The following is a 26305-nucleotide window of genomic DNA, read 5'->3' as shown; positions in this document are numbered from 1 at the left end:
AGAAACCATAGCCACGCCACCGCTCAATGTCTACTCCGGCCAAGGTAGATTTTTGGGTGCGTGTCGCCGAGGTAATCTGAGCTCCGTCGGGTTGAACGGCTGTGGGTCAGGGCACAACGACCGGGCAGGCAAGGCCGGACACCGACAACAGACCCGGAGCGCGCGATGACCACCCTGAGCGCCGAGCGCACAGCCCTTCGTTCTCCGGCCGCCGTCGCCGAGGCGCGCCAGGCGGCCCGGTCCTTCCTCGGAGCCCTCGGGCAGCCGGCCGTCGACCCGGAATGCGCCGACACCGTGATCCTGGTCGTCTCCGAACTCGTCACCAACGCCCTGCGTCACGGCGGCGGCGCCTACACCCTCCGCCTGGCCACCCACCCCGGGACCATCGAGGTCGCCGTAGAGGACTCCAGCCCCCACCCGCCGCGCATGCGCACACCCGACCTCGTCGACGGCACCGGCGGATTCGGCTGGCACATGGTCAACGACCTCGCCCGCGCCACCGTTGTCACGACCACGCCCGAAGGCGGCAAAACCGTACGCGCGCTCCTCCCCCGACGGATCCGCTGAGAGCCGCGGCCCGCGGGCGGACAGCCGGTTCAGGGCACTTCCGTACAGATACCCGGCGATCCGGGCTCGGTGCCCGGCAGGAGGCGGAAGACCTGGTCCAGGCCGATGATCCGCAGGATGCGCAGAGTGTGTGCGGGGACGGCGGCGAGTGCGATGTCGGCTCGGGCGGCCTGCACCTGGTTGCGGGCGGCGATCAGGACGCTGATGCCGCTGGAGTCGCAGAACTCCATGCGGGCGAGGTCCAGGACGAGGAGCGCACCCGGTTGGACGGTGAGCGTGGCGATGAGGTCGCGCAGGTCGGGGGCGGTGGTGTAGTCGAGTTCGCCGATGATGTGCAGGACGGGGCCGGTCGGGGAGTCTCGGGTGGTCGTCCGCAGCGGGGTCATCGTGGGTTCTTCACGGGGACGCCGAGGGCGAGAAGGGCGGTGTCGTCGTCGAGGCCGTCGCCGAAGCCGTCCAGCAGACCGGTCAGCGCCTCGATGATCTCGTCCGGCGACCTGCCGGCGTGGCCGGTGGCGAAGGCGTGCAGGGCCTCGTCCCCGTACAGGGAGGTGCGCCCTGCGCCGGTGCGGGCTTCGGTGAGGCCGTCGGTGTAGAGCAGGAGGGTGTCGCCGGGGGCGAGCGTGGTGGCGGCGCTGGTGAAGTGCGCGTTCGGCAGGATGCCGACGAGGAGGCCGCCCGGGGTCGCCAGGAAGTCGGCTGTGCCGTCGGCGCGCAGGAGGAGGGCCGGCGGGTGTCCGCCCGAGGCGAGGACGACGGCGACGTGCCCCGGCGTGGGGGCGGGTTCGAGGATGCCGAAGACGGCGGTGCAGTAGCGGGGGTCGCCGCTGCTGTAGCGCTCGTGGAGGACTTTGTTGAGGGTGGACAGGGCGGACACGGGGTCAGGGTCGTGCAGGGCCGCGGCGCGCAGGGTGTAGCGGGTCAGTGAAGTGACCGCGGCGGCCTGGGGGCCCTTGCCGCACACGTCGCCGAGGAAGAAGGCGAAGCGCCGGCCGTCGATGGGGAAGACGTCGTAGAAGTCGCCGCCGAGCCGGTCGGGGGACGCGGTGCGGTAGTGGGCGGCCGCCTCCACTCCGGGGATGGCCGGAAGGACGTCGGGCAGCAGCGACTGCTGGAGTACCACGAGGGCGTCCTGCAGCCGGGCACGGTCGATCTCCGCTTGCCTCCGTGCGTCCTCGGCCGCCTTGCGGGCCCGCAGGAGTTCCTCCTCGTAAGCGCGGCGGTCGCGGGCGTTGAAGACGGTGGTGCGGATCAGCAGCGGCTCGCCCGTGGCTCCGCGCTTGACCACGGAGGAGACCAGCACGGGAAGCCGGCCGCCGTCGGCTTGTCGGATCTCGAGGGCGACGCTGCCGATCTCGCCCTGCATGCGCAGCAGCGGCGCGAAGTGGGTTTCGTGGTAGATCCTGCCGCCCACGGTCAGCAGGTCGGTGAACCGCATGCGGCCCACCACCGCGTCCCGGTGGAGGCCGAGCCAGTCCAGCAACGTGGCGTTGATCTTGGCGATGGTGCCGTCCATCAGCGTGGACAGATACCCGCACGGTGCGCTCTCGTACAGCTCCTCGGCGCTGTCCTCCAGCAGGCCGGCGAACGCCGCGTCCGACGTCTCCTCCTCGCCCGCGCCGTGCGGGTCGGGCTGCTGCCCGGTGCGGCACATCACCGCAGGCCTGCCAGGAACCCGGTGAGCGCCTCGTTGGTGGCCTCGGGAGCGGACAGGTGCGGGCAATGCCCGCTCGTGTCCAGGGTGATGAGCGTCGATCCGGGGATCGCCTTGTGGACGAAGGCGCCGACCTCCCGGGGTGCGATGGCGTCCTGGGTGCATTCCAGGACCAGCGTCGGCACGTTCACGTTCTTCAGTTCGTCCCTCGAATCGGACAGGAAGGTGGTCCGGGCGAAGACGCGTGCCATGTCCGGGTCGGTGGCGCAGAAGCTGTTCGCCAGCTCCTCACCGAGCGCGGGCCGATCCGGATTCCCCATGATCACCGGCGCCATCGCCGCCGACCAGCCCAGATAGTTCGCTTCCAGCGACTCCAGGAGCTCGTCGATGTCCTGCGCGCTGAAACCGCCCCGATATCCGTCGTCATCGATGTACCGGGGGGAGGGGGCGATCATCGCCAGCGCCGCGATGCGCGCCGGAGCCGCCTCGGCCGCCAGTACACCGACCATCGCGCTGACCGAATGCCCCACGAACACCGCGTCGCGCAGGTCGAGGGCTTCGCACACCTCCACCACGTCTTGGGCGTAGCCGTCCAGGGATCTGTATCGGCGTTCTGAGAACGCCGAGAGATCCGAGCGGCCCGAGCCCACGTAGTCGAACAGCACCACCCGGTAGTCATCGGCCAGCGCGGGCACGGTCAGCCGCCACATGTTCTGGTCGCAGCCGAACCCGTGGGCCAGCACCACCGTGGGGCCGTGCGGATTGCCGGTCACGGTCACGTTGTTCCTGCGCTCGATATCCATGTACCGCTACTTCCCCAGAGTCACTCGCCTACCCCGCGTGCCCCCTGACCATGTCACGCCCCATTCGCGCCTTCACACGTGCCCTCGGCCGACTGCGGGCACGCGAAAGGGCCCGAGCGGCGCGTGCCGGTCGGGCCCTCTTCGTCGTTCGGTCGGCGGCGTGCGCCGGGCCCACCGGTCAGGCGGTCACGGGGGTGCCGAGCATCGCGGAGGCCCGCTGGAGGGGGCTGAGCACGCGCGTGGCCACGGCGGTCGGGGGAATGCTGCCGCGGCAGGTGAAGCCGAGCTGGGTCATGGCCCGGAGGACTTCGCCGGCACTGAAGTCGCGGCGGTCCTGGCGTGTGATGACCTGGCCGACCTGCTTGACGGGGTAGTGACGGCGCCCGATGATCACGGACTCGCCGATGACCTGCTCGGGCTTGACGCCCTTCATGGACTCCAGGACACCGCTCTTGGTCAGGTCGAACGGGAAGCGGGCGATGACACAGCGCATGATGCCTCACAGGGTGAAGAGGGGAACGGTCCGGCCACGGTGAGGTGGTTCAGCGGGCGAGGGCGAGGACGCCCAAGGCGCAGCCCTGGTCGTCTACGACGGGCAGAGCGGTGAGCTTGCGGTAGCGCATCGCGTGTTCGGCCTCGGCCATGTCGGTCAGGGGTGAGGCGAACGGCCCGCGGTCGCCGCGGACATCGCGCAGCCGGACCCGGTCCGTGTACGCGGCGCTGTCGCGGACAGCGGCGAGCCGGCCCCGGGTGATCAGCCCGATGCAGAGGCCGTCCTCGTCGCAGATGAGCAGATGGTCCGCGCGGGAACCGGCCATGACGGCGAGGGCCACCTCGACGGTCATGTCGTCGCAGACCTGCGGACCGGCCGCTTCCATCGCGTCGTCCACCGTCCGGTGCGTGAGTTCGGCGTTCGCGGAGCGGGGCTCCATCTGGACCAGCGTCAAAAGGTGCCTCCTGCAGAGATGGGTCAGTTTCCGGAGCACGTGGTCGTCAGGCCGCCGCGTCGAAGGCGGACTGCCGCGCGCTCGCGCGCCGGGCGGCCGACACGGGCCCGCGCCGTCCGCGGGAGGCAGAGCTGCGCTTGGGCCGCTCGGACACCGGTGCGGTGATGGTGACCGGGATGCCGGAGGGGGTCTGGGCTCCGGTGATGCGGTTGAGTGCCTCTTCGCCGGAGCGGACCTGGGTGGACTGCGGGGTGATGCCCGCGGCCGTCATCAGTCGGGTCATGTCGCGACGCTGGTTGGGGGTGACCAGGGTGACGACGCTGCCGGACTCGCCGGCGCGGGCGGTGCGGCCGCCGCGGTGGAGGTAGTCCTTGTGGTCGGTCGGCGGGTCGACGTTGACGACGAGGTCGAGGTTGTCGACGTGGATGCCGCGGGCGGCGACGTTGGTCGCGACCAGGACGGTGACGTGGCCGGTCTTGAACTGGGCCAGGGTGCGGGTCCGCTGGGGCTGGGACTTCCCGCCGTGCAGCGCCGCGGCCCGGACACCGCTGTTGAGCAGGTGCTCTGTCAGCCGGTCGACGGCGTGCTTGGTGTCCAGGAACATCATCACCCGGCCGTCGCGCGCCGCGATCTCCGTCGTCATCCGCTGCTTGTCGGCGCCGTGGACGTGCAGGACGTGGTGCTCCATCGTGGTCACCGCACCGGCGGACGGGTCGACGGAGTGCACGACCGGGTCGGTCAGGTAGCGCCGGACCAGCAGGTCGACGTTGCGGTCCAGGGTCGCGGAGAACAGCATCCGCTGGCCCTCGGGGCGGACCTGGTCCAGGAGCGCGGTGACCTGGGGCATGAAGCCCATGTCGGCCATCTGGTCGGCCTCGTCCAGGACGGTGATTGCGACCTGGTTCAGGCGGCAGTCACCGCGGTCGATGAGGTCCTTCAACCGGCCGGGCGTGGCCACGACGACTTCCGCGCCTCCGCGGAGCGCACCGATCTGCTTGCCGATCGACATGCCGCCGACGACGGTGGCCAGGCGCAGCTTCACGGAACGGGCGTACGGGGTGAGGGCGTCGGTGACCTGCTGGGCCAGCTCGCGGGTCGGTACGAGGATCAGTGCGAGCGGCTGTTGGGGCTCGGCGCGCTGCCCGGCGGTGCGGGTCAGCAGGGCGAGGCCGAAGGCGAGGGTCTTGCCGGAGCCGGTGCGGCCTCGGCCGAGGACGTCACGGCCCGCGAGGGTGTTGGGCAGGGTGGCGCCCTGGATCGGGAAGGGCATGGTCACTCCCTGCGCGCTCAGCGCCGCGAGCAGCTCGGCCGGCATGTCGAGGTCGGCGAACGCCTCGACGGCGGGCAGGGGAGGCGTGATCGTCTTCGGCAGGGCGAACTCGCCCTGGACCGCGGCGGGCCGGCGGCCGTAGCCGCCCGAACGGCTCGGAGTTCCCGAACGACTCGGACCTCCGGAACGACTCGGAGCCGACGAGCCGAAGCGGCTGCCCCGGCCCGAACCGGCGTCAGTGCCGAAAGCGGGGCCGCCGGTGCGGCTGCGGGAGGAGCGGTTGTTCGTGCGTGTGGGGTTCATGTGGAACCTTCCTTGATTGCGGCACCAATCAAGGAATTCCGGCAGCGGTAAGAGCAGCGCGGGAACCACAGGAACGGGCCGAATGGAATGCGAAAGCACATCTGGCCCACAGGGAATCCGCAGGGGCACAGGTGCTGGAATGGGAGGGCGTCATACGGACGCGAGAAATCCAGAGAAATCACTCGGATGCGGCCTCACGGAGGATGCATCCTTCAGTGCCTTGTCCCGCAGGTGGACGCACTGCGGGGGAATGGGTGCAGCTGGGGCCCGCACCCCGAGGGATGCGGGCCCCAGCTACACCATGCGCGTCAGCGTCAGGCGGGGACGATGTTCTCGGCCGTCGGGCCCTTCTGACCCTGCGCGATGTCGAAGGTGACCTTCTGGCCTTCGATCAGCTCGCGGAAGCCCTGGGCGGCGATGTTCGAGAAGTGGGCGAAGACGTCGTCGCCGCCACCGTCCTGCTCGATGAAGCCGAAACCCTTTGCCGCGTTGAACCACTTCACGGTGCCAACAGTCATGTCGTATCTCCTTTGGGGCAGTACACCAGCGCCTGCACTGTGCGGACACCGTGTCGCCGCGATGATGCCCCGCCCGGAAAATGACCGGGAAATACGAAGCGCCTTGATGCGGCGCTGAGGCCGGTTCGAGGCGCTTGAAGTTTTTGGGTACCAAAACTGCAACCGAGATCGACAGTAGCACGCTGCAGTGGCCTGCGTACGTAAAAGATTTCTGCCGGGGGTGTTGTAGAAGAAACTCTCCTGGCGGGGTCCGTTGAATTCTTAGACCGCCGGAGCAGATATTGATTCACCCCGAATACAGCGATGGTGGGCCGGGGGCGTCAGCCGCGGCAAGGGGGGGAGGGGCCGCGTCGCTCTCAAGCGGTGGTCCGGTGCTATGCCGTCTGTTTCCGCATGGTCTTCCAGGTCACGGCGGCCCCGGCGGTGACGGCCGTCAGCAGGGTGCCGACGATCGCCAGGGTGATGGCTCCCGTGTTCAGGTGCAGGCCCACGTCGGACGAGGTGGCCTGCGAGAGCCCGGAGGCCATGCCGGCCAGCGGCGGCAGCGTCACCAGGACGCCGAGGGTGGCGCCGACGATGACGACCATCGTGGTCTCGCCGACCGACAGGAGGAGCAGCTGGCGGACGGTGCCGCCGGCGGACTTCATGACCGCGAAGTCGCGGCGCCGGCCGTGGGCTGCCATGGCCATGCTGTTGGCGACGGCGATCACGCTGTAGCCGACGGCGATGAAGATGAGCATGTCGGCCAGGCTGTCGGTGAGCTTGGAGTCGGTGGTGTAGTCCGCGAGGGCGTACTCCGTGGCGTCGTGCAGGGCGGTGCCGGGGACGGCGTCGGACGCCTTGGCCCCGGCCGGGACGAAGATGTCGTCGGTGAGCGCGGCCGGGTCGTGGGCACGGACCAGGTCACGGGCGACCACGAAGTCGCCCCGGGCCGGGTCGTCGGGCAGGACCGCGCCGACCTTCAGGGTGACGCTCGCGCCGTCGGCGAACCGGACCGGGACGTGTCCGCCCTGCGTCAGGCCCAGTACCTTGGCGGTCCGCTCGCCGAGGACGGCCTCGCCCTGCCTGTTCCACCGCTGGTCGCGGGTGCCCAGGACGTCCAGGACGGTGTGTCGGTCGGCGGCCGTCGAGACGAACGCGCGGGTCGGCAGGGCGGCCTTGCCCACCGGGTTGGCGGCGACGACTTCGTCGGTGTTGCCGGGGGTGCCGGCCGGGGTGACGATCGTCTGGCCCGCGACTTTGAGGGCCTCGCCCGCCGGGTAGGCCACCCGCATCGTCTCCACGATGCCGCTGAGCAGGACCGCGAACCCGACGGCTGCGATCACGGGGGCCACCAGGGAGGCGGCACGGCGGGAGCTCGCGACGAGTTCGGCCCGGATCAGAACCGGAGCGGCCGATCCGCCGCGCTGGAACGGCGCGGTCAGGGCGCGGCCGATGGGGCCCACGACGACGGGTGCGAGCAGGGCCGCCGCGACGATGAGCGTCATGGTGGCGAAGATCGCCATGTTGATCCGGTTGTCGGCGGCGGTGGTGGCGGTGCCGATGGCGAGGACCGCACCGGTGCCCAGGCATGCCAGGCCTGCGATCCAACGGCCTCGGCCCATACCGTTGTTGACGGATCGGCTGTCGAGCAGGGCCTCGATCGGGGCCACCTTCGCGGCCTTGCGGCCGGCGGCCCAGGCGCCGATGACGCTGACGCCGACACCGATCACGGTGGCGGTGAGCAGCGGCCAGGCGGAGACGGTGATCTCCATGTTCGGCGGGGTCACGTCGAGGTCGTTCAGGATGCCCCGCAAGAGTGGCGTGGCGGCGACGCCGGCCAGGCAGCCGGCGATCGAACCGAGTGCGCCGACCACGGCGGCTTCACCGAGGATCATGCGGCGGACCTGGTCGGGTCCGGCGCCGATGGTCCGCAGCAGGCCGATCTCCCGACGGCGCATGCCGGTCGCCAGGACCAGCATGGAGGCTACGACGAAGACCGTGGTGAACAGGCCGAGGATCGTCATGGCGCTGATGAGCTGGACGCCGAGGAAGCGCTTGTGCTCGATGTACGCGGGCTGGAGTTCGGAGCGGCCGTCACCGGAGACCACGGTGCCCTTGCCGGCCAGGACCTTCTGGGCGCCGGAGGCGATCGCGGAGGCGGAGGCGCCCTCGTCGGCGATGAGGGCGATGGCGCGCACGCCGGGCTGCTGCTCGGCGGCGAACGCCTCGCTGAAGTAGTAGCCGGGGCCGTCCACGGTGCCGACGACGGTGAACCGCTCCCGGCCCCGGGTGATGTTGACGGTGAGTTCGCTGCCGACGGCCGCGTTCAGGGCCCGGTCGACCACGACCTCACGGTCGCCGCTCGGGGCCCGGCCGGAGAGCAGCCGGTAGGGCGCCATCCGGGCGCTGTCCCAGCCGTGCCCGGATTCGATGGCTCCCTCGTCGGTGACGGGCTTGCCGCCGATGATCGCCTGGGCGTAGAACGAGCGGTCCACCACGACGGAGGCCACTCCGGGAACCGCGTCGAGTCCGGTCAGGAGGGGCGCGGCCTCCTCCTCGTTCCACGGGATCCGGTCCTCGGGGCTGCCGTCCGCGTCGAGGGCCTGCCGGGGCAGGGACAGAGCGGCTGCGCCTGCGTACCGGGGCTGGACGGTGGGGCGGGAGGAGTCGTAGACGACCAGGGTGGTGGTGATGAGGGCCACGCCGACCAGGACGGCGACGAAGGCACCGAGGAATCCGGACCAGCGTTCGCGGACGTTCGCGAGGATCAGCATCACGCCTCCAGTCCGGCCATGTGGGCGGCGATCGTGGCGGCGTTGCCGCTGCCCGGGTCCCGGCTGAGCGGGACGCGGTCGGCGATGCGACCGTCGTTGAGGAAGACGACGACGTCGGCCACGGCTGCCGCCACCGGGTCGTGGGTGACCATCAGGGTGGTCTGGCCCTCCTGGTCGACCAGCATCCGCATCATCCGCAGGACCTCTTTGGAGGTGACGGTGTCCAGGGCGCCGGTGGGCTCGTCCGCGAAGAGCACGTCGGGCCGGGTGACCAGGGCGCGGGCAAGGGCGACGCGCTGCTGCTGGCCGCCGGAGAGCTCGCTGGGGCGGTGGCCGGCGCGGTCGGCGAGACCGACCGCGGTGAGCGCGTTCACGACCTGCTCGCGGCCGACCCGGCGGCCGGCGAACCGGGAGGGAAGCTCCACGTTCTGGGCTGCCGTCAGGGATTCGACGAGGTTGAAGGCCTGGAAGACGAAGCCGATGTGGTCGCGGCGGAGCTTGGTGCGCTCCTTCTCGTTCTGCCGGCCGATGTCCACCCCCGCGAGGACGATCCGCCCGGCGGTCGGCTGCTCCAGTCCCGCCGCGCACTGCAGCAGGGTGGACTTCCCGGAGCCGGAGGGGCCCATGATCGCGGTGAAGGTGCCGCGGGGAAAGCCGATGGAGACGTCGTCCAGGGCGGTCACGGAGCGGTCGCCGGTGCCGTGGACCTTACGTACTCCGTGGAGCTCCACCGCGTCCTGCAAGGGGGTTTGCCTCGTTGTCGTCATGGAACGATGTGACGGGACGGGGGGTGGGCGGAGCACTGGTCCCTCCTCTACTCCAGAGGTAGAGGTAGCTCTACCGCGCCGGTCCGAAGGCCCGGGTTACGGTGAGCCAATGCGTCCCACAACGGCTTGGCAGGCCATGGCTCAGAGCCCCTTGAGCTTCCTGACCTCCAGCTGGCCGTGGCGGTCCCTGACCTATCTGGCCGGGGGCGTCGTGGTCGGCGCGGCGGCCGTCCTGGTCTTCGCCGCCGGTCTGGCGGCGGGGCTCGTGCTGCTGGTGGTGCTGATCGGCGTCGCACCCCTGGTGGGGCTGGTACTGGCCTCCACCGGGGTGGCGTCGGTGGAGCGCCGGCGGCTGCGGCTGGTGGACCTCGACCACCTGCCCGATCCACACCGCAGGCCGGACGAACCCGGGCTCAGGAACTGGGTGACCACCCGTCTCAAGGAGCGGGTGACCTGGCGCGAGCTGATGTTCACGCTGGTCTCGGCGGCCGCGCTGTGGTGGCTGGACCTGCTGGTGCTGGGCTTCTCCTTCGGAGTGCCCGCCCTCACCATCGCCTCCGTGGACGGCGAGACGTGGCCCTGGACGGTCTTCGGCGGGATCGTGCTGCTCGCGTCCCCCTACACCGTGACCTCGTGGGCGGGGGCGCGGGCCGCCATGGCACGTACCTTCCTGGCCCCGCGCGACCGGGAGCTCGGGGAGGAGCTGCGCGAGGTGCGTGCCTCGCAGTCCCGCCTGCTGGACTCCTTCGACGCCGAGCGGGTGCGGATCGAGCGCGATCTGCACGACGGGGCGCAGCAGCGGCTGGTCTCCCTGGGGATGACCCTCGCGATGCTGCGGCTGGACACCCCGGACGGCTCTCCCCAGGCAGAGTTGCTCACCGAGGCGGAGGGCCATCTCTCCCATGCCCACCAGGAGTTGCGGGCCCTGATCCGGGGCCTCAACCCACCGGTGCTGGCCGATCACGGGCTGGTCGCGGCGGTCGAGGACTACGCCGGCCGGTTCCCGATCCCGGTCACGGTGGACCTGCGGCTGCCCGAGCGGCTGCCCAGGAAGCTGGAGACGACCATGTACTACCTGATCAACGAGGCCATGACGAACATCGCCAAGCACAGCGGCGCCACGATGGCGGAGGTGCGGGGTCGCTACCATTCCGATCTGTTGATATTCGACATCACGGACGACGGCCGCGGGGGTGTCGATCCGGAAGCGGGCAGCGGGGTGACCGGGCTCGCCGACCGGGTCACGGCGCTCGACGGCCGGATGCAGGTGTCGAGCCCGGTCGGTGGTCCCACCCTGCTGCATGTGGAGGTTCCGTGCCGCTTCGCCTGATCGTGGCGGAAGACGCCGTCCTGTTGCGGGAGGGCCTGGTCGGGCTGTTGCAACGGGTCGGCCACGAGGTGGTGGCGGCGGTCGGCGATGCGGAGGCCTTGGTCGCGTCCGTGCGCGCCGACCGGCCTGACCTGATCGTCACCGACGTACGGATGCCGCCGTCGATGGGCGACGACGGCCTGCGGGCGGCGGTCGGCCTGCGCGAGGAATTCCCGGGGCTGCCCGTGCTCGTCCTCAGTCAGTACGTCGAACGCTCCTACGCGCTGGGGCTGTTGGACTCGGGCGGCGGGGCCGGGGTGGGCTACCTGCTCAAAGAGCGGGTGAGCGCGGTGGCCGATTTCACCGCCGCGATCGAGCGCGTCGCCGTCGGCGGGACGGTAGTGGACCCGGAGGTCGTCCACCAGCTCGTGAGGCTGCAGAAGGACCCCTTGGAACGTCTCAGCCCCCGGGAGCGCGAGGTGCTCGGACTGATCGCGGAGGGGCGTAGCAACGCCAGTCTTGCCACGCACCTGTTCATCAGCGAAGCCGCCGTGAACAAGCACATCGGCAACATCTTCGCCAAGCTGGACCTGCCGGTCGACACCGACGGCCACCGGCGGGTGCTGGCGGTCCTCGCCTTCCTGCGGGCCTGACGGTAACCCTCGGACCACGAGCGGCAGAAGGAAGTGGTCGGCGGTCTGGACGGGATGGCGTACGCCGCCCGGGAGAAGGCCGCCGAGCAGGCCGCTAAGGAGTCAAGTGGTGCGCACGTGGTGCGGGACTCCTGAGCCGGTCTGGGCGACGAAGCCCCAGGTCGCTGACCTGGGGCTTCGTGGAAGTGCGGATGACGGGAATCGAACCCGCGCTATAAGCTTGGGAATCTACTGCGCGGAGCACGTCCACATCACATCTGACCTGGGCAAACAGACCCAGTCGGCCTCTCTCGGACGCCCTCCAGAGTCTGTTTCTGACCGCTGTTGACCGCCTCTAAGGGCACGGCGGGGGGCACGCCCTTCTTGGTGGTGGCCCGAAGGCTGGTGTGAGCTACCCGGATCACTCGTGTGCAGCTCACTCTGGTAGGCCGCTGACGTGCGGGATTGCTCCTGCAAGGCCAACAGGTGTGCCCGGTGCTGGCCAGGACGCCTCGTCCGGCGCGTCCGGCATCACCTCGAACAGTCGGACGTGGCCCCATGGAAGAGGAGGGCGAGCCGGTCTTCGGAGCGAGGGTCCAGTCGAACCGGGAAAGGTCGATCACGCTGTGTATCACCAGCGTTTCGATGTATTCGGTCACCGCGCTGCGTGCGCCGACTTGGATCACCGCCTGCCGGTACTCGTCCAGCCCGTCTGCGGTGAGATGCGGGTCGCCGAGTGAACGTCGGAGAACGCGTAGCGCATGGTGGCTCCCGGTGCGTTCGGCGAGTTGCAGGGCGATCGCGGCGAGGTAGGCGGGCTTGCCCTCGCGGACGTCGTCCCCAGCCGGCTTACGGGCGGACCGGGCGCCCGGGTATTCGGCGGGTCGGCCCGCGGCGCGCCATCCCCACCAGGCGAATGAAGGCGCGCAGACGCTTGCCGCCACGCCGTACGAAGGCGGCCGGGGGACGGGCCACCTCGTCGCAGAACACCGGGTCGAGGGATTCCGCGTCGGCCAGGCGGCCGTAGAGCCATGTGGTCAGGACGGCTTCCACGGCTCCGGCGCTGTCGGAGTCCGGGTGCGGCACGTGCGCGTCGCAACGGGACTTCGGCAGGGTCGGCAAACGGGCGGGGGCATGGGGTCCGCTATTGCGGGCGAGAGGGTGGCGACTTGTTCTGCTGCTCAGCGTGGCGGAGGAGGACGGCCCAGGCCAGGGGTTGTAGCGGGGGTGTGCTGCCGTCCGCGCTTGTACGGCGATCGGCGCGCCACCAGTACACCGAGGCATGGGCATCCGGTGAAAGAGGAGCGGCGGCGCGCCGTGGGAGCCTCGGGAGCGTTCGTCCGTCGGTCCGGGTGCCCTTGCGGGTGTCATCGTGCGTGGACGAATCCCGCTCCAGGGCGTTCTCGATGGGTTATGCGTCAGCCCAAGCGGCCCTGGAGGACGGCTGTGCACTTCATGAACGTGGCATCCTTCGTGAGGGTGGTACCGAAGGCATCGTTGATATGCGCGGCACCGGCCTCCTTCAGCGCAAAGTTCGTGGATCCCACCGTGACCTCGAAAGTGGTCAGGCTCGTGGGACGGCCACTGACGCTTCCGGGAACCAGGGGGTATGCGACCTCGGCTCGTGCTCCCGTCTGCGGCGCCTGCCCTGGCCGTGTCGTTTGCGGTGTCGCGCTCAGAGCACCTAGCGGGGTTTCGCCGGACGGCTTCAGTACGTCGAGCCGAGTCCCGTCCTTGCCGACCAGGGAGATGCCGCCCTCCATGTCCAGCTTGCCTTGGAAGGTCGAGCTCATCGAACCGGACACCTTGTCGAAGCGGACGCCACCGCCGGGAAGGGCGTCGGCGGGGGCCGCGGCCTCGACGCTCATGCCCCGCTCGTTGAGTACGGCGGTCAGGGCCTCGGTGGGGAAGCAGTCGACGGTCCCGCCCGTGACGCTGCCGGCCCGTACGTCGGCGGCAAGGGCATATGAGGCCGCACTCACCGTGAGTAGGGCGCAGGCCAAAGAAATTGCATAACGGCGACGCAAGGGGACTCCGATCGTTGAATGGGGGTGGTGATCACCATAGGAGATCGAAGCTTCAATCTGGGGGGTCGAATGGGTGAATTGGTTCCGAGGGGACCGGTATTCAACATTCGGGTCATCGGGACATCTGTTTCCGGATCGGCCTGCTCGAACCCTCTCGGTAACGGGGTGCCCGTCGGGGGGCGCCGTCCGGTACTACTGCCGGCTGTTCACGTGACGTGATGATGGGCGGGCTCGTTGGTGGGGGGCGACGCGCGGTCGTGTCATTCGTTCGGGTGTGACGCAGCCGGTCGGCGGCGTGTCCCGTGTCGACGGGCGGAGGGGTCCGACAAGGGTCGATGATCACCCGGTCGGCGGAAGTTGCCATGAGTGGCGCCCGGCGTGCGGAGCGGCAGTGCTGCGGACCGCCGCTCCGTCGGCGCGTAGGGTCACGGCCAGCCTCTTACGGCAGGCTTCGCTGCGTGATCACATGAGAAGGATATTTGGTGTCGCATTCTCTAATCGATTCTGCCGTCCTGCCGACGGCCAGTGACAATGCATTTCGGATCGGCCTGCAACTGGTGGAGCTGCACGGCGAAGAAACGCGGCCCCGGCAGTTCGAGATGGCGGGGCTTCAGTGGCAGCTTCTTCCCCAGGTATTCGCTCCGACCCACACCGCGTCAACTGTGCTGTTCACCGAATGGCTGCCGTTTCCCGTGGGTGGAACCTTCCTGGAAGTGGGCTGCGGTGCCGGGGTGACGGCTGTGGTGGCCGCGTTGCAGGGGTGCTCACGGGTCACAGCCGTTGACATCGATCCGACAGCGGTGCGAAACACCGAGCTCAACGCGGCCCGCCATGGAGTGCTCGATCGCCTGCGGGTCCTGCGAAGCGACCTCTACAGTGCTGTGGCCGCCGACGAGAAGTTCGACCTGGTGTTCTGGAACTCCAATGTCATCTTCGCTCCGGACGATTTCGTCTACACCCGCGGGGTACAGCGCGCGATCTTTGACCGCAGCTACGCCGCGCACGACCGGTATCTCCGTGAGGGGCTGGGGCGACTGACGTCCGGGGGCCGGATGTTCCTGGGTTTCAACAGCCTCGGCGACGCGGACCGGCTGACCGAGCTGGTCGCTGCATCCGGTGTGCGGATCACCGAACGTCGGCGGGCGACCCGCCACGCGGGAGGTGCCCCCGTCACGTTCCAGCTGCTCGAGGTGACGCGGTCCAGCGGCTCGAAGGCCGCGTGATCCCCGTGTACGCACCACCGGTCGCCACGTCGATCCGTGCCCGGCCGGGGATCGTCAGCTACCTCAGGCTCGGCAAGGCACGGATGTACCACTACACCTACGGCTGGGCCCTGGGGCTGCTGCTCCTGCGCTCGGAGGGCTTCCTCAGCGACGCCAGCCGAGAGGACGTGCTCGCCCTGGCCTGTGTGCTGGTCGGCACCCTGGCAGTGCAGTGGAGTGCGGCGGCCGCTGACGACGTCACCGGGTACTTGAACGGCAGCGACGAGCACAACTACCGGGGCAGACCTCGGGTGACGAGGGTCAGGAAACCTCTGATTACCGGTGAGCTGTCCCTGCCCCAGGCCGTTGGATTCGCCCTCGTCACCGGGACCGTCGGCGTCCTCGCCATCCCGGTGGGGGCGGGCATTCTGGGCTGGCGGGTACCCGCGCTGGCGATCGCGGTCGCGTTCGCCGTACAGGTCTTGGGCGTCCAGTACTCGTGCGGCATCAAGCTCAGCTACCGGCCGGTGGGGCTTGAATCGGCGATCCTGGTCACCGGTGCCTGGACGGTGATCATGCCCTACTGGATCGTCGCCGGCACGGTCAGTCGCGAGGCCCTGCTGGTGGGCGCGCTGTTCGGACTGTGGCTGCTCCTGGTCGTGTCGTACGGCAACGCCTCCGACAGGTCCGGCGACGCAGCCGTGGGCCGCAAAACCCTCGCCGTCATACTGCCCCCGCTGTGGTTCGCCGTCGCTCTCCACATGCTGGTGGCAGTGCACGCGGTGCTGCTGGCAGTGCTGTTCGGCGCGACGCGGCTGAGGCCCGGCACGCTCGTGTTCGCCGCTCCGGTCGTCGTCCTGCACCTGATCCAACTCTGGTACGGGGTGTACGGGCGGAGATTGCGTACGGCCCGGTTCCTGGTGCTGCTCTCCATCGACCTCGGCTTCGTAGGCCTCGCCGCCGCGCTGATCGTCGGACACCCGTCATGAACGGCCCGGTCGGTGACCGGGCCGTCGTGGTCGGCGGCAGCATTAGCGGCACGCTCGCGGCCAGAGTGCTGTCCGACTTCTACCGCGAGGTCATCGTCGTCGAACGCGACAAGGTCGTCGGCGTACGGGACTCGCGGCGCGGAACCCCTCATGCGGGTCACGCCCATGGCCTGCACGCCCGCGGCTGCATGATCCTCGAGGAACTGTTTCCCGGCATCCTCGACGAGATGCGACGTGCGCGGTTCCCGATGGGAGACCTGGGCGAGCAGCACTGGTACTTCAACGGCGAACGGTTCCGCGCCGCCCGCACCGGTCTGCCGACGGTGACCACGCAGCGCCCCGTGCTCGAGGACTACATCCGCGGCAAGGTGGTCGCGCGGCCGGGCGTCACCTTCCTGGAGCGGACCGAGCTGACCGGACTGGAGGCCACCCCGTGCCGAGGTCGCGTGACCGGTGTCCGACTGCGGTCAGCAGCCGCAGAGGCCGTTGACGAATTCAGCCTCGGCGCCGACCTCGTCGTCGACACCTGCGGCCGTGGGTCGCGCACGCCCGTGTGGCTGGAGCAGTTGGGCTACGAACGGCCGCCCGAGGACCGCATGGCCATCGGCCTCGCCTACGTCACGCGCCTGTACCGCAGCTCGAAGTCCCTCAACGGCGCCCAGTTCCTTACGTGTCTGGCCTCACGCACCAACCCGCGGGGGGCGGTCTTCGGCCGCGCCGGCGACGACACCTACTACCTGTCTCTCACGGGGATCCTCGGTGATCATCCGCCCGTGGACCCGGACGGATACCTCGAGTTCTGCAGGTCTCTGCCCACCGCCGCGGTGTACGAACGCATTCGCGGTGCTACGCCGCTGACGGATCCGATCGCCTTCCACGTTCCGGCGAGCGTACGCAGACGCTACGAGCGGCTTTCCCGTTTCCCCGAGCGGCTGCTCGTGCTCGGCGACGCCATGTGCAGCCTCAACCCCAGCTACAGCCAGGGCATGACCGTGGCCGCGATGGAAGTCATGGCCCTGCGAGCCCATCTCGGCCGCGGCACCGACCCGAGCTCGCAGGCTTTCGTGCGCGACGTCGGCAGGATCATCAACCGCCCGTGGTTCCTGTCGACTACGAGAGATTTGCAGCACACCGGAGGTAAGGGAGTGCGCGCTCTCGCTGCCCGTCTGGGCAACGCATACGTGACCCGGCTGCACGGTGCGGCACCACACGACTCAGCTGCCACGGACGCCCTGATCCGCGTGGCGGGCCTGAGCGATCCGCCCACCACACTCATCCGCCCGCGCGTTGTCCTTGCAGCGCTCAAACGGCAGGGCCTTCGAGGCCCCGGCTGCCAAGCACCTCAGTGAACGTGGGGTTCGCCCGGGTCCCTCCTGGTCACCCCGAAACGCGAGCCGCGCGTTCTCGGAGTTCCTGGGTTTCCGGCACTCTGCTGTACCGGCGCAGGCGGACGCGCATGCCCTGGAGGGCGGCTTGGACCTTTATCGAGCGGATGCCGTCGGCGCATGAGAGGTCTTGACAACGAAGAAGGCCCAGGTCGCTGACCTGGGCCTTCTTGTAAGAGCGGATGACGGGAATCGAACCCGCGCTATAAGCTTGGGAAGCTCATGTTCTACCATTAAACTACATCCGCATAACGGGCCAGTTGCCTGGATCCGTCTCGTTCGTCACTCTACCCCATCGTCGACCCCCGGTGAATTTGCCGCGGGGTCGTTGTCGTGTCGGGTGGGTACGGGGGCGTGTGGGGGCGGGAGTTGGGGCGTACCGTGTGGGGGCGGAGCGGCGGCTGGAGCGGGTCGCGTTCATCCCCTAATGTGGCGATTCGTCGCAGTACGCAGTACGGCTCGTTGGGGAAAGGGACTCGATGGAGCACACCGTCGTCCGTTGTGCCGAAGGGCACGTTTTCAGTACCGCCTCGTTTCCGCTGCAGCACCTCGGTGCCGGCCGGATCGGGCCGGGGCGGCTTCTGCGGTGTCCGCGGTGCGCGCGGCTGAGGCAGTCCGTGCCCGTGGGCGGGGGCGCCGCCAAGCGGTAGCCGTGCGGGACGTACGGCCGGGCGCGCGGGTGCCGCTCCGATTGGGGCAGGTCCGCGCGCTCTGCGTATCCTCGGGACGTGCTTCTCTCTGACAAAGACATCCGGGCCGAGATCGACAGCGGACGGGTCCGCATCGACCCGTTCGACGAGTCGATGGTGCAGCCCTCCAGCATCGATGTACGTCTCGACCGGTTCTTCCGGGTCTTCGAGAACCACCGTTACGCCCACATCGACCCCGCCGTCGAGCAGTCCGACCTGACCCGGCTGGTCGAGCCCGAGGGCGACGAGGCGTTCATCCTGCATCCGGGCGAGTTCGTCCTCGCCTCGACGTACGAGGTCATCTCGCTGCCCGACGACATCGCCTCCCGCCTGGAGGGGAAGTCCAGCCTGGGCCGCCTCGGCCTGGTGACGCACTCGACCGCGGGGTTCATCGACCCGGGCTTCTCGGGTCACGTGACCCTGGAGCTGTCGAACCTGGCGACCCTGCCGATCAAGCTCTGGCCGGGTATGAAGATCGGGCAGCTGTGCCTGTTCCAGCTCAGCTCGTCCGCGGAGTTCCCGTACGGCAGCGACCGATACGGGTCCAGGTACCAGGGGCAGCGCGGGCCGACCGCCTCGCGCTCCTTCCAGAACTTCCACCGCACCCAGGTGAGGCACGAGGCATGAGCGAAGTACGCGAGAACCTCAACTACGAGGGGTTCGGCCGCGCCGTCCGCGAACTGGCGCAGACCATCGCCGACGACGGTTACGAGCCCGACATCATCCTGAGCATCGCGCGCGGCGGGGTGTTCGTCGCCGGCGGCCTTGCGTACGCGCTCGACTGCAAGAACATCCACCTCGTGAACGTGGAGTTCTACACCGGCGTCGGGACCACGCTGGAGATGCCGGTCATGTTGTCGCCCGTGCCCGAGGCGATCGACTTCACGAACAAGAAGGTCCTGATCGCCGACGACGTCGCCGACACCGGCAAGACGCTCAAGCTGGTGCACGACTTCTGCCTGGGGCACGTCGCCGAGGTCCGCTCCGCGGTCGTCTACGAGAAGTCCCACTCCCTCGTGAAGTGCGAGTACGTGTGGAAGAAGACCGACGAGTGGATCAACTTCCCCTGGTCGGTCGAGCCGCCCGTGGTCAAGCGCGAGGGCCAGGTCCTCGACGCCTGATCCGGACGCGCGACGACGCCGTACGGACGAAGGGCCCGCCACGCAGGTGACTGCGCGGCGGGCCCTTCGGCGTGTTCGGCGGGGTGGTGGTCGGCCGTTACAGCGTGCCGAGCTTGATGATCGACAGCAGTGCGATGAGCTGGATCGCGGACGCGCCCAGCGCCTTCGGCCACGGCAGGTCGTGGGACTTGCTGATCAGCGACGTGAACAGGGCGCCGGCCGCGACCCAGGTGGCCCAGCCGAGGACCTGCACCACCATGTTGTCGCCGCCGAGGAACACGGCGAACAGCAGGCGCGGCGCGTCGGTGACGGACATGACCAGCATCGACAGGCCCACGGTGGGCTGCCAGGAGCCGTCGCCGCCCATCTGGCGGGCCAGGGTGTGCGTCACCGCGCCCAGGATCAGCCCGCAGATGACGAAGGCCACGCCGGTGCTGAGGACGATCGGGATGGCCGAGCCGAGGGGCGCCTTGATGGCGTCCTCACGGGCGCTGTCGAAGCCGAACACCGCGAGCATCCCGTAGAGGAAGGTCACGGTCAGCGCAGGGCCCCAGACGGCGAAGTCGCGCATCTGGAGGAACGTCTGCCCCGGGCGGGTCACGATGCCGCGGAGCAGTTCCTTCCACGGCAGCCGCGGCCCGGACGGCGCCGCCGCGGCCGCGCCCGCCTGGTAGGTCGCGCCCTGGTTGTACGGGTCCTCGCCGATGGAGAACGCGCGGGTGTGCCCCGGGTTGTCGTTCCCGTACGCCGGACCGGGCGCGGGGGCGCCGGGCGAGCCGGGAGCTCCGTGGCCGTACGGGGGGCGCCCCTGCGGGTGCTGACCGTACGGGTCGAAGTACTCGGGCTCGCCTTGGTCCCCCGGGGCCTGTGAGGGCCACTGCTGCTGCGGGGGGTAGGGCTGCTGGCCGTACGGCGGCGGCGGTTGCTGCTGACCGTACGGCTGCTGCTGCGGGGGTTGTTGCGGGGTGCGGTTGTTGTCCCGGCCGCGTCCGATCCTGAATCCAGCCACGTGATCGAACGTACCTGGTCCCGCGGGTCCCGGTGGCCGGGCGGCCGGAACACGCGGCCTTTGCGGCTGACCTGTGACATCCCCTAGGGGAACCCCGGGGGGTTGCCCCCACCCCCGTGTGATGTCCGGTATGGGGTGAAATCACCGTGCTGGCCGTGCGGGTCTTACGGGCTGTGTGGGCTGTGCGGGCTGTGCCGGTCGTCGCCGCCGAACCGGCTGAACCGCGGAACGTGCGACGGCCGGTCCCCCCGGTGGGGGGACCGGCCGTCGCGGTGCGGGCGGCTGCGGGGCGTTACTTGCCGCTCTCCGCCGTCTGGGGCTTGCCGTCCGCCTCGGGCTTCGCCTCAGGCTCCGCCTCGGGCTCCTCGGCTTCGGCCGCCGGCTCCGCCTTCGGCTCGGCCTCGGCGGCGGGGGCCGCATCCGCCTTCGGCTCCGCCTCGGTGGTCACCGGCTCCGCCCCGGCCACCGGGGCCACCGGGGCCGGCTCCGCGGCCGGCTCCGCCTTCGGTGCGGCCGCGGGCGTCGCCGCCGGGGCCTTCGGCTCGGCTTTGACGGCGGCTGTCGCCGTGGCCGTGGCCGTCGCCTTCGCGGCGGGGACCGGCTCGGGCTCGACCACAGGCTCCGGCTCCGGCTCCGGCTCCGGCTCCGGGGTCTTCACCGACTCCAGCAGCAGCTGCGCCACGTCCACGACCTGCACGGACTCCTTGGCCTGGCCGTCGTTCTTCTTGCCGTTGACCGAGTCCGTCAGCATCACCAGGCAGAACGGGCACGCGGTCGAGACGATGTCCGGGTTGAGGGACAGGGCCTCGTCGACGCGCTCGTTGTTGATGCGCTTGCCGATCCGCTCCTCCATCCACATCCGCGCGCCACCGGCGCCGCAGCAGAAGCCCCGCTCCTTGTGGCGGTGCATCTCCTGCTGGCGCAGGCCCGGCACGGACGACATGATCTCGCGCGGCGGCGTGTAGATCTTGTTGTGCCGGCCCAGGTAGCACGGGTCGTGGTACGTGATCAGGCCCTCGACCGGCGTGACCGGCGTCAGCCGGCCCTCGTCGATCAGGTGCTGGAGCAACTGCGTGTGGTGGATGACCTCGTACTCGCCACCCAGCTGCGGGTACTCGTTCGCGATGGTGTTGAAGCAGTGCGGGCAGGTCGAGACGATCCGCTTCGCCGACTTCGGCTTCTTCGTCGACGGGTCCTCGTCGTCCTCGCCGAAGGCCATGTTCAGCATGGCCACGTTCTCCTGGCCCAGCTGCTGGAACAGCGGCTCGTTGCCCAGGCGGCGCGGCGAGTCGCCGGTGCACTTCTCGTCGCCGCCCATGATCGCGAACTTGACGCCCGCGATGTTCAGCAGCTCCGCGAAGGCCTTCGTCGTCTTCTTGGCCCGGTCCTCCAGCGCGCCCGCGCAGCCGACCCAGTACAGGTAGTCGAACTCCGAGAGGTCCTCCGCGTCCTTCCCGATGATCGGGACCTCGAAGTCGACCTCCTTGGTCCACTCGACGCGCTGCTTCTTGGCCAGGCCCCAGGGGTTGCCCTTCTTCTCCAGGTTCTTGAGCATCGTGCCCGCCTCCGACGGGAACGCGCTCTCGATCATCACCTGGTAACGCCGCATGTCGACGATGTGGTCGATGTGCTCGATGTCGACCGGGCACTGCTCGACGCACGCACCGCAGGTCGTGCAGGACCACAGCACGTCCGGGTCGATGACGCCGTTCTCCTCGGCCGTCCCGATCAGCGGGCGCTCGGCCTCGGCGAGGGCGGCCGCGGGGACGTCCTTCAGCTGCTCCGCCGTGGCCTTCTCGTTGCCCTCCATGTCCTTGCCGCCGCCCGCGAGCAGGTACGGGGCCTTGGCGTGCGCGTGGTCGCGCAGCGACATGATCAGGAGCTTCGGGGACAGCGGCTTGCCGGTGTTCCAGGCGGGGCACTGCGACTGGCAGCGGCCGCACTCCGTGCAGGTGGAGAAGTCGAGGATGCCCTTCCAGGAGAACTGCTCGACCTGGGAGACGCCGAAGACGTCGTCCTCGCCCGGGTCCTCGAAGTCGATCTCCTTGCCGCCGCTCGTCATCGGCTTGAGCTCGCCGAGCGCGACCGCGCCGTCGGCGTTCCTCTTGAACCAGATGTTCGGGAAGCCGAGGAAACGGTGCCAGGCGACACCCATGTTGGTGTTGAGCGAAACGACGATCATCCAGACCAGCGACGTGCCGATCTTGATCATCGCGGTGAAGTAGATGGCGTTCTGCAGGGTGCCGAGCGAGAGTCCCTTGAAGGCCAGCACCAGCGGGTACGACACGAAGTACGCCGGGTCGTACGAGTCCACGTGGTGGATCGCGCCCTCGAGGCCGCGCAGGGCCAGGATCGCCAGGCCGATCGTCAGGATGATGTACTCGACGAAGTAGGCCTGCCAGGCCTTCGAGCCGGTGAAGCGCGACTTGCGGCCGGCCCGCGAGGGCAGGTTCAGCAGCCGGATCGCGATCAGCACGACGATGCCCACGACCGTCATCAGGCCGATGAACTCGATGTACATCTCGAACGGCAGGAAGCCGCCGATGACCGGCAGCGTCCAGTCGGCCTGGAAGAGCTGGCCGTACGCCTGGGCCAGCGTCGGCGGCAGCGTCAGGAAGCCGATCGCGACGAACCAGTGCGCGAAGCCGACGATGCCCCAGCGGTTCATCCGGCTGTGGCCGAGGAACTCCCGGGCCAGGGTGAGCGTTCGTGCCTTCGGGTCGTTCGTACGGCTGCCCGCCGGTACGGGCTGGCCGATCTTCACGAACCGGTAGATCTGCGCCACGGCTCGTGCGAGCAGCGCGACGCCGACCACGGTCAGGACCAGCGACACGATGATCGCGGCGAGTTGCATGGAAGGGCTCCTCGGGCGGGGACTTACTAAGCGGTAACTTATTGAGTCAAGGCTTGAGGTTACCCATTCTCCGCGCCGCAATGTAGGCGAGCGTGCGGTGATCTGTGTCGCTCAGGCATACCTCTGTCGGTAGGCCGCGCGAGGGGTCCGGGCGAGGATCGCGAGATCCATCCCCAGCCAATGGCTCTCCACATAGTGCCGGTCGAGCAGGGCCATCTCCTCCCAGGGCAGGTCGGAGCGCGCGCTCACCTGCCACAATCCGGTCATTCCGGGGCGAACGAGAAGCCGGTCGGGCCGATCCGTACCGGGTTCGGGGCGCGGGCCGACGAGCGACATCTCGCCACGGAACACGTTGAGCAGCTGCGGGAGCCCGTCGAGGGCGCACCGTTCCACCGCCGCTCCGGCCCGGCCCGCGCCGGCCGTGCGCAGCCGGTACGTCAGGAACGGGCGGCCGGCGAGCCCCGCCGCGGGCTCCCGTACGAGGACCCGCCGGCCGTGCGCGGTGGCGAGCGCGGCGGCGGCCAGGGCGAGCGGCGCCGCGCAGAGGATCAGCAGGATCGCGGCCCCGATGAGGTCGAGCACCCGTTTCGCCGGCGGCCGGGCCGGCCGCGGGAGGGGGAGGGCGGCGAGCGTCAGAGGCATGCGGGAACCGTGCCGCACGGTGGCGTCGTGCCCGGCGCGCCGCGCGGCGGGCGGGGGCCGGACGGGTGCCCGGACTGGGCCGTTCGGGTGGGGCGCCGCCCAGCGGGGCTCCCTGCGCGCCCCGGCGGCGCAGGCTTCGGCGGGCTGCGGGCTGCGGGCTGCGGGCTGCGGGCTGCGGGCTCCGGCCGAGTGGAGCCGCCCGCTGGTTGCGCGTAAGGAAGGCCTAAAGGTTGAGCCGACTCGACTCAGGTCTGTTGACGCACGCGCGACGATCGTGCATGGTTGAGTCTGTTCCACTCAAGTCAGCTGGAGGAATCGAAATGGCACGTGCGGTCGGCATCGACCTGGGCACCACTAACTCCGTCGTCAGCGTTCTGGAAGGCGGCGAGCCCACCGTCATCACCAACGCCGAGGGCGCCAGGACCACGCCGTCCGTCGTCGCCTTCGCCAAGAACGGCGAGGTGCTCGTCGGCGAGGTCGCGAAGCGCCAGGCGGTCACGAACGTGGACCGGACCATCCGCTCCGTCAAGCGCCACATGGGCACTGACTGGAAGATCAACCTGGATGGCAAGGACTTCAACCCGCAGCAGATGAGCGCCTTCATCCTGCAGAAGCTGAAGCGGGACGCCGAGGCCTACCTGGGTGAGAAGGTCACGGACGCGGTCATCACCGTCCCGGCCTACTTCAACGACTCCGAGCGTCAGGCGACGAAGGAAGCCGGCGAGATCGCGGGCCTGAACGTCCTGCGCATCGTCAACGAGCCGACGGCCGCCGCCCTGGCCTACGGTCTCGACAAGGACGACCAGACCATCCTCGTCTTCGACCTCGGTGGCGGCACCTTCGACGTATCGCTCCTCGAGATCGGCGACGGCGTCGTCGAGGTCAAGGCGACCAACGGCGACAACCACCTCGGTGGCGACGACTGGGACCAGCGCGTCGTCGACTACCTCGTGAAGCAGTTCCAGAACGGCCACGGCGTCGACCTGTCCAAGGACAAGATGGCGCTCCAGCGCCTGCGCGAGGCCGCCGAGAAGGCGAAGATCGAGCTGTCCTCCTCCACGGAGACCTCGATCAACCTGCCCTACATCACGGCCTCCGCCGAGGGCCCGCTGCACCTGGACGAGAAGCTCACGCGCGCCCAGTTCCAGCAGCTCACCTCGGACCTCCTGGACCGCTGCAAGACCCCGTTCCACAACGTCATCAAGGACGCCGGCATCCAGCTGTCCGAGATCGACCACGTGGTCCTGGTCGGCGGCTCCACCCGCATGCCGGCCGTCGCCGAGCTCGTCAAGGAGCTCACCGGCGGTCAGGACGCCAACAAGGGCGTCAACCCGGACGAGGTCGTCGCCATCGGCGCGACCCTCCAGGCGGGCGTGCTCAAGGGTGAGGTCAAGGACGTCCTGCTCCTCGACGTGACCCCGCTGTCCCTCGGTATCGAAACCAAGGGCGGCATCATGACCAAGCTCATCGAGCGCAACACCACGATCCCGACCAAGCGGTCCGAGATCTTCACGACGGCCGAGGACAACCAGCCGTCCGTGCAGATCCAGGTCTACCAGGGCGAGCGCGAGATCGCGGCGTACAACAAGAAGCTCGGCATGTTCGAGCTGACCGGCCTGCCGCCGGCCCCGCGTGGCGTCCCGCAGATCGAGGTCTCCTTCGACATCGACGCGAACGGCATCATGCACGTCACGGCCAAGGACCTCGGCACGGGCAAGGAGCAGAAGATGACCGTCACCGGCGGCTCTTCGCTCGGCAAGGACGAGGTCGACCGCATGCGCCAGGAGGCGGAGCAGTACGCGGACGAGGACCTGCGCCGCAAGGAGGCCGCCGAGTCCCGCAACCAGGGCGAGCAGCTCGTCTACCAGACGGAGAAGTTCGTCAAGGACAACGAGGACAAGGTCCCGGCCGACGTCAAGACCGAGGTCGAGACGGCCGTCTCCGAGCTCAAGGAGACCCTCAAGGGCGAGGACACGGCCGAGATCCGCACCGCGACGGAGAAGCTCGCCGCGGTCAGCCAGAAGCTGGGCCAGGCGATCTACGCCGACGCCCAGGCCGCCCAGGGTGCGGCCGGCGCCGCCGGTGACGCGGGCCAGGCCAAGGCGGACGACGACGTCGTCGACGCCGAGATCGTCGACGACGAGAAGCCGAAGGGTGGTGCTGCCTGATGTCGGAGGAGACCCCGGGGTTCGACGAGAAGCCCGAAGTCCCCGTCGACGGCACGCCCGACGAGCCGAAGGCCGCCGACTCCTCCCAGGAGGAGGCGGCCCCGGGCCCGGACGGGGACGACGCACAGGCCGCCGCCGGTCAGGAGACCGCGCTGCTGGCGCAGCTGGACCAGGCCCGTACGGCGCTCTCCGAGCGCACCGCGGACCTCCAGCGGCTCCAGGCCGAGTACCAGAACTACCGGCGCCGGGTGGACCGGGACCGGATCACCGTCAAGGAGGTCGCGGTCGCGTCCCTCCTGAGCGAACTGCTCCCGACTCTGGACGACGTCGGCCGGGCGCGGGAGCATGGCGAGCTGGTCGGCGGCTTCAAGTCCGTGGCCGAATCGCTGGAGACCGTGGCCGCCAAGATGGGCCTCCAGCAGTTCGGCAAGGAGGGCGAGCCCTTCGACCCGACGATCCACGAGGCCCTGATGCACTCGTACGCGCCGGACGTCACCGAGACGACCTGCGTGGCGATCCTGCAGCCGGGCTACCGGATCGGCGAGCGCACGATCCGTCCCGCACGGGTCGCGGTGGCCGAGCCCCAGCCGGGCGCGGCCCCGAAGTCCGCGGGCTCCGACTCCGCGGACGCGGAGGGCGAGGCGCCGTCGGACAAGGACGCGGATGCCCCCGACAAGGGCTGATGCACCACAC

Annotated in this window: 24 protein-coding genes and 1 tRNA gene; 10 read left to right on the top strand and 15 right to left on the bottom strand. The window is 69.6% G+C overall.

Features of this window, described 5'->3' with window-relative positions; translation table 11 throughout:
• Positions 1–165 precede the first annotated feature (165 nt).
• On the top strand, positions 166–567 hold the full coding sequence (locus tag ACFWW8_RS26685) for an ATP-binding protein (protein WP_386532008.1): 402 nt from the start codon (positions 166–168) through the stop codon (positions 565–567).
• Between the two features lie 29 nt (positions 568–596).
• On the opposite strand, the gene ACFWW8_RS26680 is transcribed toward ACFWW8_RS26685, so the two are convergent.
• The 9 genes from ACFWW8_RS26680 to ACFWW8_RS26640 form a co-directional block, all read right to left on the bottom strand.
• The gene (locus tag ACFWW8_RS26680) at positions 597–953 is read right to left on the bottom strand and encodes an STAS domain-containing protein (protein WP_386532006.1); all 357 of its coding nucleotides are present in this window, start codon (positions 951–953) and stop codon (positions 597–599) included.
• Positions 950–2221 carry a PP2C family protein-serine/threonine phosphatase gene (locus tag ACFWW8_RS26675; RefSeq protein ID WP_386532004.1) on the bottom strand — a complete coding sequence of 424 codons (1272 nt, stop codon included), beginning with the start codon at positions 2219–2221 and terminating at the stop codon, positions 950–952. Before ACFWW8_RS26675 ends, ACFWW8_RS26680 begins: the two co-directional genes overlap by 4 nt.
• Positions 2221–3024, bottom strand: coding sequence for an alpha/beta fold hydrolase (locus tag ACFWW8_RS26670; protein WP_386532002.1), 804 nt, complete (start codon positions 3022–3024; stop codon positions 2221–2223). The genes ACFWW8_RS26675 and ACFWW8_RS26670 overlap by 1 nt, the downstream gene beginning before the upstream one ends.
• Positions 3025–3202: 178 nt before the next feature.
• Positions 3203–3517, bottom strand: coding sequence for an SCO5918 family protein (locus ACFWW8_RS26665; protein WP_386532001.1), 315 nt, complete (start codon positions 3515–3517; stop codon positions 3203–3205).
• Between the two features lie 49 nt (positions 3518–3566).
• Positions 3567–3971, bottom strand: a complete 405-nt coding sequence (locus ACFWW8_RS26660; protein WP_386531999.1) for a CBS domain-containing protein — start codon at positions 3969–3971, stop codon at positions 3567–3569.
• A gap of 46 nt (positions 3972–4017) precedes the next feature.
• Entirely contained in the window at positions 4018–5544 is a 1527-nt protein-coding gene (locus tag ACFWW8_RS26655) for a DEAD/DEAH box helicase (protein ID WP_386531997.1), read from the bottom strand.
• Positions 5545–5858: 314 nt separating this feature from the next.
• Positions 5859–6062: a cold-shock protein gene (locus tag ACFWW8_RS26650; protein WP_386531996.1), complete on the bottom strand. Its 204-nt coding sequence runs from the start codon at positions 6060–6062 to the stop codon at positions 5859–5861.
• 374 nt (positions 6063–6436) lie between these two features.
• Positions 6437–8818: an FtsX-like permease family protein gene (locus tag ACFWW8_RS26645; RefSeq protein WP_386531994.1), complete on the bottom strand. Its 2382-nt coding sequence runs from the start codon at positions 8816–8818 to the stop codon at positions 6437–6439.
• Positions 8818–9585: an ABC transporter ATP-binding protein gene (locus ACFWW8_RS26640; RefSeq protein ID WP_386531992.1), complete on the bottom strand. Its 768-nt coding sequence runs from the start codon at positions 9583–9585 to the stop codon at positions 8818–8820. The genes ACFWW8_RS26645 and ACFWW8_RS26640 overlap by 1 nt, the downstream gene beginning before the upstream one ends.
• A gap of 109 nt (positions 9586–9694) precedes the next feature.
• Between ACFWW8_RS26640 and ACFWW8_RS26635 the strand changes: the two genes are divergently transcribed.
• Together ACFWW8_RS26635 and ACFWW8_RS26630 are read left to right on the top strand one after the other, a co-directional pair.
• Positions 9695–10915, top strand: a complete 1221-nt coding sequence (locus ACFWW8_RS26635) for a sensor histidine kinase (RefSeq protein ID WP_386531990.1) — start codon at positions 9695–9697, stop codon at positions 10913–10915.
• Positions 10900–11547: a response regulator gene (locus tag ACFWW8_RS26630; protein WP_386531988.1), complete on the top strand. Its 648-nt coding sequence runs from the start codon at positions 10900–10902 to the stop codon at positions 11545–11547. The genes ACFWW8_RS26635 and ACFWW8_RS26630 overlap by 16 nt, the downstream gene beginning before the upstream one ends.
• Positions 11548–12375: 828 nt before the next feature.
• On the opposite strand, the gene ACFWW8_RS26625 is transcribed toward ACFWW8_RS26630, so the two are convergent.
• Together ACFWW8_RS26625 and ACFWW8_RS26620 are read right to left on the bottom strand one after the other, a co-directional pair.
• The gene (locus ACFWW8_RS26625; protein ID WP_386531986.1) at positions 12376–12648 is read right to left on the bottom strand and encodes a hypothetical protein; all 273 of its coding nucleotides are present in this window, start codon (positions 12646–12648) and stop codon (positions 12376–12378) included.
• Between the two features lie 296 nt (positions 12649–12944).
• Positions 12945–13394: a hypothetical protein gene (locus tag ACFWW8_RS26620; protein WP_386531984.1), complete on the bottom strand. Its 450-nt coding sequence runs from the start codon at positions 13392–13394 to the stop codon at positions 12945–12947.
• A 641-nt stretch (positions 13395–14035) separates the two neighbouring features.
• On the opposite strand from ACFWW8_RS26620, the gene ACFWW8_RS26615 reads away from it, so the two are divergent.
• From ACFWW8_RS26615 to ACFWW8_RS26605, 3 genes are read left to right on the top strand one after another with little or no spacing between them, the layout of a single operon-like run.
• Entirely contained in the window at positions 14036–14776 is a 741-nt protein-coding gene (locus ACFWW8_RS26615; RefSeq protein WP_386531982.1) for a 50S ribosomal protein L11 methyltransferase, read from the top strand.
• 5 nt (positions 14777–14781) lie between these two features.
• Complete coding sequence (locus tag ACFWW8_RS26610) at positions 14782–15744, top strand: prenyltransferase (protein ID WP_386531980.1); 963 nt, start codon at positions 14782–14784, stop codon at positions 15742–15744.
• Positions 15741–17093, top strand: a complete 1353-nt coding sequence (locus tag ACFWW8_RS26605) for an FAD-dependent oxidoreductase (protein WP_386531978.1) — start codon at positions 15741–15743, stop codon at positions 17091–17093. The genes ACFWW8_RS26610 and ACFWW8_RS26605 overlap by 4 nt, the downstream gene beginning before the upstream one ends.
• 213 nt (positions 17094–17306) lie before the next feature.
• On the opposite strand, the gene ACFWW8_RS26600 is transcribed toward ACFWW8_RS26605, so the two are convergent.
• Positions 17307–17377, bottom strand: a tRNA-Gly gene (locus tag ACFWW8_RS26600).
• 480 nt (positions 17378–17857) lie between these two features.
• On the opposite strand from ACFWW8_RS26600, the gene dcd reads away from it, so the two are divergent.
• Both dcd and ACFWW8_RS26590 read left to right on the top strand, forming a co-directional pair.
• Positions 17858–18445: a dCTP deaminase gene (gene dcd, locus ACFWW8_RS26595; RefSeq protein WP_386531976.1), complete on the top strand. Its 588-nt coding sequence runs from the start codon at positions 17858–17860 to the stop codon at positions 18443–18445.
• Positions 18442–18939 carry a phosphoribosyltransferase gene (locus ACFWW8_RS26590; protein WP_383916354.1) on the top strand — a complete coding sequence of 166 codons (498 nt, stop codon included), beginning with the start codon at positions 18442–18444 and terminating at the stop codon, positions 18937–18939. The genes dcd and ACFWW8_RS26590 overlap by 4 nt, the downstream gene beginning before the upstream one ends.
• 97 nt (positions 18940–19036) lie before the next feature.
• Here the strand turns inward: ACFWW8_RS26590 and ACFWW8_RS26585 are convergent, their stop codons facing one another.
• From ACFWW8_RS26585 to ACFWW8_RS26575, 3 genes are all read right to left on the bottom strand, one after another.
• Complete coding sequence (locus ACFWW8_RS26585; RefSeq protein WP_386531973.1) at positions 19037–19948, bottom strand: YIP1 family protein; 912 nt, start codon at positions 19946–19948, stop codon at positions 19037–19039.
• Between the two features lie 292 nt (positions 19949–20240).
• Positions 20241–22802, bottom strand: a complete 2562-nt coding sequence (locus ACFWW8_RS26580; protein ID WP_386531971.1) for a heterodisulfide reductase-related iron-sulfur binding cluster — start codon at positions 22800–22802, stop codon at positions 20241–20243.
• Between the two features lie 111 nt (positions 22803–22913).
• The gene (locus tag ACFWW8_RS26575) at positions 22914–23444 is read right to left on the bottom strand and encodes a sugar transferase (RefSeq protein WP_386531969.1); all 531 of its coding nucleotides are present in this window, start codon (positions 23442–23444) and stop codon (positions 22914–22916) included.
• A 320-nt stretch (positions 23445–23764) separates the two neighbouring features.
• Here ACFWW8_RS26575 and dnaK point away from each other — a divergent pair, with 320 nt between their 5' ends.
• Positions 23765–25612, top strand: a complete 1848-nt coding sequence (dnaK, locus tag ACFWW8_RS26570; RefSeq protein ID WP_386531967.1) for a molecular chaperone DnaK — start codon at positions 23765–23767, stop codon at positions 25610–25612.
• Complete coding sequence (gene grpE, locus ACFWW8_RS26565) at positions 25612–26295, top strand: nucleotide exchange factor GrpE (RefSeq protein WP_386531965.1); 684 nt, start codon at positions 25612–25614, stop codon at positions 26293–26295. The genes dnaK and grpE overlap by 1 nt, the downstream gene beginning before the upstream one ends.
• Positions 26296–26305 lie beyond the last annotated feature (10 nt).

This window comes from Streptomyces sp. NPDC058701, assembly GCF_042715295.1.
GTDB lineage: Bacteria > Actinomycetota > Actinomycetes > Streptomycetales > Streptomycetaceae > Streptomyces.
This window is presented reverse-complemented; position numbering and strand designations above follow the sequence as displayed.